Origin of the sequence: Acrocarpospora sp. B8E8 (assembly GCF_039871605.1) — a bacterium.
In the GTDB taxonomy this organism is placed as follows: domain Bacteria; phylum Actinomycetota; class Actinomycetes; order Streptosporangiales; family Streptosporangiaceae; genus Acrocarpospora; species Acrocarpospora macrocephala.
Window position 1 is genome coordinate 24,624 of record NZ_JBDPLV010000101.1, and the last position, 10,192, is coordinate 34,815.

Annotated in this window: 5 protein-coding genes; 1 reads left to right on the forward strand and 4 read right to left on the reverse strand. The window is 70.2% G+C overall.

Annotated features, from left to right (window positions below; all coding sequences use genetic code 11):
- Positions 1-3 precede the first annotated feature (3 nt).
- The 3 genes from ABGB08_RS49475 to gltB all read right to left on the reverse strand — a co-directional run bounded on the left by ABGB08_RS49475 (position 4) and on the right by gltB (position 7,765).
- On the reverse strand, positions 4-1,644 hold the full coding sequence (locus ABGB08_RS49475) for a S8 family serine peptidase (RefSeq protein WP_347605843.1): 1,641 nt from the start codon (positions 1,642-1,644) through the stop codon (positions 4-6).
- 132 nt (positions 1,645-1,776) lie between these two features.
- Positions 1,777-3,243 carry a glutamate synthase subunit beta gene (locus ABGB08_RS49480; protein WP_347605846.1) on the reverse strand — a complete coding sequence of 489 codons (1,467 nt, stop codon included), beginning with the start codon at positions 3,241-3,243 and terminating at the stop codon, positions 1,777-1,779.
- A gap of 13 nt (positions 3,244-3,256) precedes the next feature.
- The gene (gene gltB / locus ABGB08_RS49485) at positions 3,257-7,765 is read right to left on the reverse strand and encodes a glutamate synthase large subunit (protein ID WP_347605849.1); all 4,509 of its coding nucleotides are present in this window, start codon (positions 7,763-7,765) and stop codon (positions 3,257-3,259) included.
- Between the two features lie 159 nt (positions 7,766-7,924).
- Here gltB and ABGB08_RS49490 point away from each other — a divergent pair, with 159 nt between their 5' ends.
- Positions 7,925-9,607: a bis-aminopropyl spermidine synthase family protein gene (locus ABGB08_RS49490; RefSeq protein ID WP_347605851.1), complete on the forward strand. Its 1,683-nt coding sequence runs from the start codon at positions 7,925-7,927 to the stop codon at positions 9,605-9,607.
- Here ABGB08_RS49490 and ABGB08_RS49495 read toward each other — a convergent pair.
- A complete protein-coding gene (locus ABGB08_RS49495; RefSeq protein WP_347605854.1) occupies positions 9,567-10,028 on the reverse strand; it encodes a hypothetical protein in 462 nt (153 codons plus the stop codon). The two genes, ABGB08_RS49490 and ABGB08_RS49495, sit on opposite strands and share 41 nt — an antisense overlap.
- Between the last annotated feature and the right edge of the window lie 164 nt (positions 10,029-10,192).

Sequence of the window (10,192 nt, forward strand, 5' to 3'; positions counted from 1 at the left end):
TACTCAGGCGTCCTTAGGTAGCGTGACCGCCCGGAACGCGTTGACCACCCCATGCCCGAAGAATCCGTTCTTGGCCGCGGTCCCCTCACAGACCTGGACGTTCTTCGCCGAATACCGGTACGCCCTGGGCGTCGGGCACGGCTTCGCGGACGCGGTCGAGTACAACAGCCGTTCGGCGGTCGACGGATTCAGCTGGAGCCCGCCCTTGCCGGGCTTCCCGAACCGGGCGATCAGCAGCGCCACCACGCCGGTGGCGTGCGGCGCCGCCATCGAGGTGCCCTCCAGATACTGGTAGTACGCGCATTTCCCGCCCGCGCAGCTCTTGATCACCGAGGAGGTCATCGGCCGCCCCCGCTTGTCGATCAGTTCCTGGGCGCGCAGCGCCTTGGTGGGCGCGGCGGCCAGGATCTCGCGGGCCACGCCCTTGAGCTTGGTGACAGGGTCGGCGAGGTCGCCGCCGGGCGCGGCCACGTCGGCCTGCTCGACGCCGTAGTCGGAGTAGATCGCCTTGCGCCCGCTCGGGCCGACCGCGGTGACCGAGATGACGCCGTCCAGCTCGGCGGGCACGTTCAGGCAGGAGTTGTCCACCTTGCGCTCGCGCTCGGCGCCGATCGGGTAGTCGGGGCTGGTCCCGTCCACCGTGATCTTGCCCAGGTCGAGGGCGCTGTTGCCGATCGCCGAGACCAGCGTCACGCCGTGCGCGCGGGCGTAGGCGATCGCGCGCTTCATGCCCTCCAGGATGCCCCGCTGCTCCTGCTGCTCGGCCGGGCTGTCCTGGGGGTTGGCGGCGCAGTTGAACATCCACGGGTCGACGTAGAAGGACATGTTGACCACGTCGATGCCCTTGTCGCCCGCGTAGGTGAGGGCGTCCATGGTGGGCTTGAGAAAGAAGAAGCCGGCGTCGTGGCCGGCTCGCAGGTTGACCAGGGATACGCCGGGCGCGACGCCGCCGATGCCCACGCCGTTCAGCGGGGAGCCGATCGTGCTGGCCACGTGCGTGCCGTGGCCGTCGTCGTCCACGTCGGCGGGGTCCTTGCAGCCCTTGTACTCGCAGGGGCCGTCGAAGGTCTTGCCGTTGGGGTCCTTGGGGCGGTCGATGACGAAGTTGCGGCTGAGCTTGCGGTTGAAGTTGGGGGCGATGTCGGGATGCTTGCCGTCGATGCCGGTGTCGATCACACCGACCAGGACCTGGTGGCTGCCGCGCTGCTTGGCGTACGATCCGGTGGGGGTGGCGCCGATCATCCGCATGTCCCACTGGCGGGAGGCCAGAGGTTCCCCGGCGGCCTTGGTGACGGCCGGAGGCTGCTTGGCGGTCGCGGGCGGCGGATCGCCGTCCCAGCGGGCCCGGGTGGTCGCGCCGATCTTGCGGTCCCTGGCGACGGCGGCGACGGCCGGGCTGGCGCCCACGCGGGCGGGCGCGGCGGTCGTGGCGAGCAGGTAGCCGAGCCTGGGCTCCTCGCCGGTCACCGCCCCGCCGCTGGCGGCCACCGCCCGGGCGGCGTCGTCCCGCTGGCCGGGCAGGTAGAAGACGAGGTACTCCCCCGGCGGGTCCGCCGTCGCCGATGCCCCGGCGAAAGCCGTACCCAGCAGTGCCGCTGATATCCCGAGCGCCAGAAACCGGGCCGCCCGCCGCTGCTTGCTCACCAATCCTCCTCGACAGGAATATGATCATTCTTCCCGTCGCGGATAATTACAAGCCGATCAGCATATTTACGATATGTGCAAAAATGCATACGGCGTCCTGCCTTAAGGCAGGACGCCGTATATATCGGAATATTAGACTAGCGGCCGGGCTGTCGGTGGGATGGCTACCGGCAGGGCGGTCTGGCCGGTCAGGTACTCGTCCACGGCGGCGGCGGCCGAGCGGCCCTCCGCGATCGCCCAGACGATCAGGGACTGCCCGCGTCCCATGTCCCCGGCGGCGAACACCCCGTCCACCCCGGTCTGGTAGGACCTGTTGCGCGCCACGTTGCCGCGCGGGTCGAAGAACTCCCCGGCCGACAGCTCGGCCAGCTCGGTCAGCAGGCCGCCCTTCTCCGGGCCGAGGAAGCCCATCGCCAGCGTGACCAGCTGGGCCGGGATCTCCCGCTCGGTCCCCGGCACCGGCTTGAACCCGGCGGCGGGGCCCTCCACGTCGACCAGCCGCAGCGCGGCCAGCCGGCCCTCGGCGTCCTTGACGAACTCGGTGGTGGACACCGCGTACACCCGGTCGCCGCCCAGTTCCGCGAGCTCCTCGTGGGCGCTCTCCATCTTGAACAGCATCGGGAACGTCGGCCACGGCTGGGAGCCCGGCCGGTCGGCGGGCGGCTTCGGCATGATCTCCAGCTGGGTGATGGAGGCCGCGCCCTGCCGGACCGCGGTGCCGATGCAGTCGGCGCCGGTGTCGCCGCCGCCGATCACCACGACGTGCTTGCCCTGCGCCGAGATGCTGGAGTCCCCGAAGCCCTTGTTGGCGGGCGGCAGGTATTCCATCGCCTGGTAGACGCCCTCGGCGTCCCGTCCTGGCACCGGCAGGTCGCGCCACGCGGTCGCGCCGCCGGCCAGCACGATCGCGTCGAACTCGGCCCGCAGCTGGGCGGCCGTGACGTCCACGCCGACGTGGACGCCGGTGCGGAACTCGGTGCCCTCGGCCACCATCTGCTCGATCCGGCGGTCGATGTTGCGCTTCTCCATCTTGAACTCGGGGATGCCGTACCTGAGCAGGCCGCCGATCGCGTCGGCGCGCTCGAACACCACCACGTCGTGCCCGGCGCGGGTGAGCTGCTGGGCGGCCGCGAGCCCGGCCGGGCCCGAACCGACCACGGCCACCTTCTTGCCCGTGCGGGCCAGCGGCGGCTGCGGCGTGACCCAGCCCTCCGCGAACGCCCGGTCGATGATCTCCACCTCGACCCGCTTGATCGCGACCGGGTCGGCGTTGATGCCCAGCACGCAGGCCATCTCGCAGGGCGCCGGGCAGAGCCGCCCGGTGAACTCGGGGAAGTTGTTGGTGGCGTGCAGCCGCTCGATCGCCTCCCGCCAGTCATCCCGGTAGACCAGGTCGTTCCACTCCGGGATGAGGTTCCCGAGCGGGCAGCCGTTGTGGCAGAACGGGATGCCGCAGTCCATGCAGCGGGCGGCCTGCCTGGTCAGCTTCTCGGCCGGGAAGGCGTCGTAGACCTCCCGCCAGTCGCGGATCCGGACGTCCACCGGCCTGCGCTGCGGCAGCTCCCGGTCATGCGTGAGAAACCCCTTCGGGTCAGCCATTGAGTGTCCCCCCTTATCCGTGCGAAGCGGCCATGACGGCCTCGTCGATGTCCCGGCCCTCGGCTTCGGCTTCGGCGCGGGCGCGCAGCACCCGCTTGTAGTCGATGGGCATGATCTTGCCGAACCGGGCCAGCGCGGCGTCCCAGTCGGTGAGCAGCGCCTTGGCCACCGGCGAGCCGGTCTCGGCCAGGTGCTTCTCGACGGTCTCCCGGAGGAAGTCGGAGTCCTCGTCGGTGAGCGCCTCGATCTCCACCATCTCCCGGTTGACCCGGACCGGGTTGAGATCCAGCACGTACGCGATGCCGCCCGACATGCCCGCCGCGAAGTTGCGCCCGGTCGGCCCGAGCACGACCGCCCGCCCGCCGGTCATGTATTCGCAGCCGTGGTCGCCGACGCCCTCCACCACGGCGGTGGCGCCGGAGTTGCGGACGCAGAACCGTTCCCCGACCACGCCCCGGATGAACGCCTCGCCGGAGGTCGCGCCGTAGAGGCCGACGTTGCCGGAGACGATGTGGCCGTCCAGGTCGTTGGCCGGGCGGACCGCGATCCTGCCGCCGGACAGGCCCTTGCCCAGGTAGTCGTTGGCGTCGCCGGTCAGCCGCAGGGTGATGCCACGCGGCACGAACGCGCCGAAGGAGTTGCCGGCCGAGCCGGTGAACGACACGTCGATGGTGTTGTCCGGCAGGCCCGCGCCGCCCCACCTGCGGGTGACGTGGTGGCCGAGCATGGTGCCGACGGTCCGGTTCACGTTCCGGATCGGGAGCTCCAGGGTGACCCGCTCGCCGAACTCCAGCGCGCCCTCGGCCAGCTGAATCAGCGTGTTGTCCAGCGCCCGGTCCAGGCCGTGGTCCTGGCCGACGACCTGGTGCAGCGGGGTGCCCGCGGGCAGCTCCGGCTGGTAGAGGATCGGGGTCAGGTCCAGCCCGGCCGCCTTCCAGTGGTCCACGGCCGCGTCGGTGTCGAGCAGCTCGGCGTGGCCGATGATCTCGTCCAGCGAGCGGTAGCCCAGCTCGGCCAGGTACTCGCGGACCTCCTGGGCGATGAACTCGAAGAAGTTGACCACGAACTCGGGCTTGCCGGTGAAGCGCTTGCGCAGCTCCGGGTTCTGGGTGGCCACGCCGACCGGGCAGGTGTCCAGGTGGCAGACGCGCATCATGACGCAGCCGGAGACGACCAGGGGGGCGGTGGCGAAGCCGTACTCCTCGGCGCCGAGCAGGGCGGCGACGATGACGTCCCTGCCGGTCTTGAGCTGGCCGTCGGCCTGCACCACGATCCGGTCCCGCAGGCCGTTGAGCAGCAGCGTCTGCTGGGTCTCGGCCAGGCCGAGCTCCCAGGGCGCGCCCGCGTGCTTGAGCGAGGTGAGCGGGGAGGCGCCGGTGCCGCCGTCGTGGCCGGAGATGAGCACCACGTCGGCGTGCGCCTTGGAGACGCCCGCCGCGACCGTGCCGACGCCGACCTCGGAGACCAGCTTGACGTGCACGCGGGCCAGCGGGTTGGAGTTCTTCAGGTCGTGGATGAGCTGGGCCAGGTCCTCGATGGAGTAGATGTCGTGGTGCGGCGGCGGCGAGATGAGGCCGACGCCGGGGGTGGAGTGCCGGGTCTTGGCGATCCACGGGTAGACCTTGTGGCCCGGCAGCTGGCCGCCCTCGCCGGGCTTGGCGCCCTGCGCCATCTTGATCTGCAGGTCGTCGGCGTTGACCAGGTATTCGCTGGTCACGCCGAACCGGCCGGAGGCCACCTGCTTGATCGCCGACCGGCGGGCGGGGTCGTGCAGCCGCTCGGGGTCCTCGCCGCCCTCGCCGGTGTTGGACTTGGCGCCGAGCCGGTTCATGGCGATGGCCAGCGTCTCGTGCGCCTCCATCGAGATCGAGCCGTACGACATCGCGCCGGTGGAGAACCGCCGCACGATGCTCTCGACCGACTCGACCTCCTCGATCGGCACGGGCATGCCGGGGCGGAGCCTGAACAGGCCGCGCAGCGTCATCAGGGTCTCGGCCTGGCCGTCGACCAGGGAGGTGTACTCCTTGAAGATCTCGTAGCGCTTGGTCCTGGTGGCGTGCTGCAGCTTGAAGACCGTGGTCGGGTTGAACAGGTGCGGCTCGCCCTCGCGCCGCCACTGGTACTCGCCGCCGACCTCAAGCCGCCGGTGCGCGTTCTCCGCCCTCGGGTACGCCTTCAGGTGCCGCTGCTGGGCCTCCCTGGCCAGCACGTCGAAGCCGACGCCGCCCAGGCGGGAGGTGGTGCCGGTGAAACACTCGGCGATCACGTCGGCGCCGAGGCCGAGGGCTTCGAAGATCTGCGCGCCGGTGTAGGAGGCGACCGTGGAGACGCCCATCTTGGACATGACCTTGAGCACGCCCTTGCCGTACGCCTTGATCAGGTTGCGGACGGCCTTGCGCGGGTCGATCGAGAGCATGCCGGTGGCGGTCATGTCCTCGACGGTCTCGATGGCGAGGTAGGGGTTGATGGCGCTCGCGCCGTACCCGACCAGGAGGGCCATGTGGTGGCACTCGCGGGCCTCGCCGGTCTCGATCACCAGGCCGACCCGGGTGCGGGACTTCTCCCTGATCAGGTGGTGGTGCACCGCGCCGGTGAGCAGCAGCGACGGGATCGGCGCCTTCTCGGCGGAGGAGCCGCGGTCGGACAGGACGATGATCCTGGCCCCGTCCGCGATCGCCCGGGAGACCTCCTCGCGGATCTCCCGCAGCCGCCGCAGCAGCGCGTCCCCGCCACCGCCCACGTGGAACAGGCCGGAGACCACGTACGGCTGGAAGCCCGGCAGCGCGCCCTCGTCGTTGATGTGGACGATCTTGGCCAGCTCGTCGTTGTCGATCACCGGGTACGGCAGGACCAGGCGGCGGCAGGACGCGGCCCCCGGCTCCAGCAGGTTGCCCTCGGGACCGATCGTGGACTGCAGGGAGGTGACCAGCTCCTCCCGGATGGCGTCCAGCGGCGGGTTGGTGACCTGGGCGAACAGCTGGCTGAAGTAGTCGAACAGCAGCCGCGGCTTCTCGCTCAGCACCGCGACCGGCGAGTCGGTGCCCATCGAGCCGAGCGGCTCGCCCCCGGTGACCGCCATCGGGGTGAGGATGATCCGCAGCTCCTCCTCGGTGTAGCCGAAGGTCTGCTGCCGCTTCACCAGCGCCTCGTGGGTGGGGTGCTCGTGCTCGCGCTCGGGCAGCTCCTCGAAGCGCACCAGACCGGCGTGCAGCCACTCCCCGTACGGCTCGGCGGCGGCCAGCTCGGCCTTGATCTCGTCGTCCTCGATGATCCGGCCGCGCGCGGTGTCGACCAGGAACATCTTGCCCGGCTGCAGGCGGCCCTTGCGGATCACCCGCTCCGGCTCGATGTCGGCGAGCACGCCCGCCTCGGAGGCGAGCACGACCAAGCCGTCGTCGGTGACGTAGAACCGGCCCGGACGCAGGCCGTTGCGGTCCAGGACCGCCCCGACCAGGGTGCCGTCGGAGAAGGAGATCGAGGCGGGGCCGTCCCAGGCCTCCATGAGGGTGGAGTGGAACTCGTAGAAGGCGCGCCGCGCCGGGTCCATCTCGGTGTGGTTCTCCCACGCCTCCGGGATCATCATCAGCACCGCGTGCGGCAGCGACCGGCCGCCCAGGTGCAGCAGCTCCAGCGTCTCGTCGAAGGAGGCGGTGTCGGAGGCGTCCGGGTCGCAGATCGGGAACAGCCGCTCCAGGTCGCCGGGGATGAGCCCGGTGCCGAGCATGGCCTCCCGCGCCCGCATCCAGTTGCGGTTGCCCTTGACCGTGTTGATCTCCCCGTTGTGCGCGATGTAGCGGTACGGGTGGGACAGCGGCCAGGACGGGAAGGTGTTGGTGGAGAACCGGGAGTGCACCAGCGCGATCGCGGTGACGTAGCGCTCGTCGGACAGGTCGGGGAAGAACGGCTCGACCTGCTGCGGGGTGAGCATGCCCTTGTAGACCACGGTCCGGCAGGAGAGCGAGGCGAAGTAGACGTCCACCTCGTGCTCGGCCCGCTTGCGGAACGCGAACGCGGCCCGGTCCAGATCGATCCCGGACAGCTCGCCGGAGCTGACGAACAGCTGGCGGAACGACGGCATCACGGCGCGGGCGCTCGGCCCGGCGTGCGCGGTGCCCACCTGGACCTCGCGCCAGCCGAGCACGGTGATGTTCTCCTCGGCCGCGATCTCCTCGATCATGCCCATGGCGACCGCGCGAGCCTGCTCGTCGTGCGGCAGGAAGGCGATCCCGGCCGCGTACGCCCCCGCTGCGGGCAGCGCGAACGGGGTGACGGCCCGGTAGAGCGCGTCCGGGATCTGCGTCAGGATGCCGGCGCCGTCTCCGGTCTCCGGTTCGCTCCCCCGCGCACCCCGGTGATCGAGGTTGATGAGCGCGGTCAGGGCCTTCGCGACAATGTCATAGCTGCGGCGGCCGTTCACGTCGGCAACCATCGCGACGCCACAGGCGTCGTGCTCGTTCGCAGGGTCGTAAAGGCCCTGAGGCTCGGGAAAGCCCCCAGGGCGGCCAAGGCGGGCAGCAGGCATGTAATCACTCCCGTCGTCATCTTCTGCGTGGAGACAGAGGGACGACGCTGGCCCTGCTGCAGTTGTGGTGTGTAGAGATTACCCCACCGTGTGCGAATGGTCCCGCCTGGGCGTTCAGGGGACGAGTTCGGGCGGTGGCGCGCCGATAGGGTTTCAGTTATGGCTATCGACGAGCTGTTCGCACAGGCCGGAGTGGATGGCAGGCGGCTCCGTAGGGCGGTCGCCCTCCTCGCGGATGGGCGCTGGTGGTCACTCGCCGATCTGGTCCGGGAGACCGCCACGTCGCGGCGGACCATCGAGGCGCTGCTCCGCGAGCTCCCCCTTGAGCGTCGCGGCGAGCGCGTCCGAATCCCAGCTGATCAGGCTAAACACTACAACACTGGCACTGAATCCAATATTTCGGACCCTGTGTCTCACCTTATGGACATATATGGGGATACGGTGGCCCGAATCGGGGAGCTGATCGCCAAGGCGCCCCGGGGGCGGCACACGCTCGATCATGTGGCGGCCACGGCGGACACGGTGGTGCGGCGGGCCTTGCTGCTCGGGGAGCGGTTCTGGCTGCCCGGGGCGCGGGTGCTGTGTGTCGGAGATCACGATCTGACCTCGCTGGCGGTGCGGATGATCCATCCGGAGGTCGAGGTGGCGGTGGCCGACATCGACGAGCGGATCCTTGAGTATGTGGATGCCCAGGGGCTGGGGGTTCGAACATTCTGGGCTGATCTGCGGCTGGGATTGCCGCCGTCGGCGCGGGGGTGGGCGGATCTGGCGGTCACCGATCCGCCGTATACGCCGGAGGGGGTGGGGTTGTTCGTGGCGCGTGCGGCCGAAGGGCTGCGGGATCGGGATCAGGGGCGGATTCTGCTGGCGTATGGGGCTTCTGAGCGGACGCCGATGCTGGCGTTGAAGGTGCAGAGCGCGCTTTCTGATCTCAATCTTCTGACTGAGGCGATATTTCCGGATTTCAATAGGTATCACGGGGCGGAGGCGATCGGCAGCGCGGCGGATCTCTACGTGTTGCGGCCGACCACGAAGACCTGGCCCTCGGTGGCGTCCCGGGTGGACAAGCTGGCCACCGCGATCTACACGCAGGGCCCGCAGTCGGTGGAATCCGCGCGTTCCAAGGAAGATCTACCGGGCCTTGCCGGAATCGAGGCCTTCGCCCCCGGGCTGCTGGTCGGGGAGTGGCCACGCGACCTGCTGCCGAAACTCCCCCGGGTCCGCCTGTCGACCTGGCTGGCCAAGCCCTACGCCGCCGATCCCGACCGGGTGGCGATCGCCGTACCACCGGGCCTGGAGGCCGCACTACCCCGCGTCCTCCTCGCCTCCCGCGCCCGCCACGTGCGCGTCCTCCTCGCCACCCCACCCCCCGACCTCACCGACCTGCTCTCCCCCGTCTACGACCTCACCGCCGACGGCTCCGTCCTCGACGCGGTACGACGTCCGCTCCCCGACCACGACCCCGCCAGGATCGCGCGCCGCGTCCTCGACAACGCCCACGGCAAAGCCGCCAACTCCTGGCGCGAAGCCCTCATCTCCGCCCGGGACCTCACCAAGAAGCAGGCCCGGACCCTCGTCCCCGACTGGGCCGACGCCTCCGCCCTGGAACTCCCGGCCCACCGCCTGGCCGCCCTCCCGCACGCGGCGGCGGACTCGCTGTCGGCCGCCACCCAGCTTTCAAGCGCGGCGGCGGACTCCCATGCCCCGACGGCGAACCCGCTGTCGGCCACTACCCAGCTTTCGAGAACGGCGGCCGAATCCCATGCTCCTTCAAGCAGGGCGGCGGACCCGCCGTCGGCCGCTACCCGGCCTTCAGGAGACGGGTCTGGAGGAACTGGCTGACCGAGTCCACGGCCAGCAGCGGATCGGTGAGGTCCGGCTTCTCGTCGCCCACTGCGGCCACCCAGCTGACCACGGCGTAGTGCCCCAGCGCCCTGCCCTGCGCCGACCCCCCGGAGATCGCGGGCTGCCCTGGCGCGAGCTTCAGGAACGCGTCCTTCCTGAACGCCTGCACCAGCCGATCGGCCGCCCCCGAATCGGCCAGATTGAAGATCGCGAACTGCCCCGAAACCCCGTCCGCGCTGTAGACGGCCCGCAACACCTGCGTGCACCCCTGCAACGGCGGACTCCCCCACACCGCCTCCGCACAGTTCCCCGACACAGATGACTGACCCCGTTTCATCTGCACGGCCCCGGAACTCAGCGTGTCCTTCCCGAAGACCTCCCCAACAGCCAACGGCTCCGGATCCACCTCCCTGGACACGATCGCCTCATAGATCGCCGAAGACGACTCCGCCCGGAACACCTGAGGCCAGGGATCACCGGCAGCGACCGAACACCCCACCCCAAGAAACGCCCCCACCACCAACACTCCCACCCACCGCATGAAGCCAGATCCTACTTAAGGGCCTCACCGGCAACCCGGGA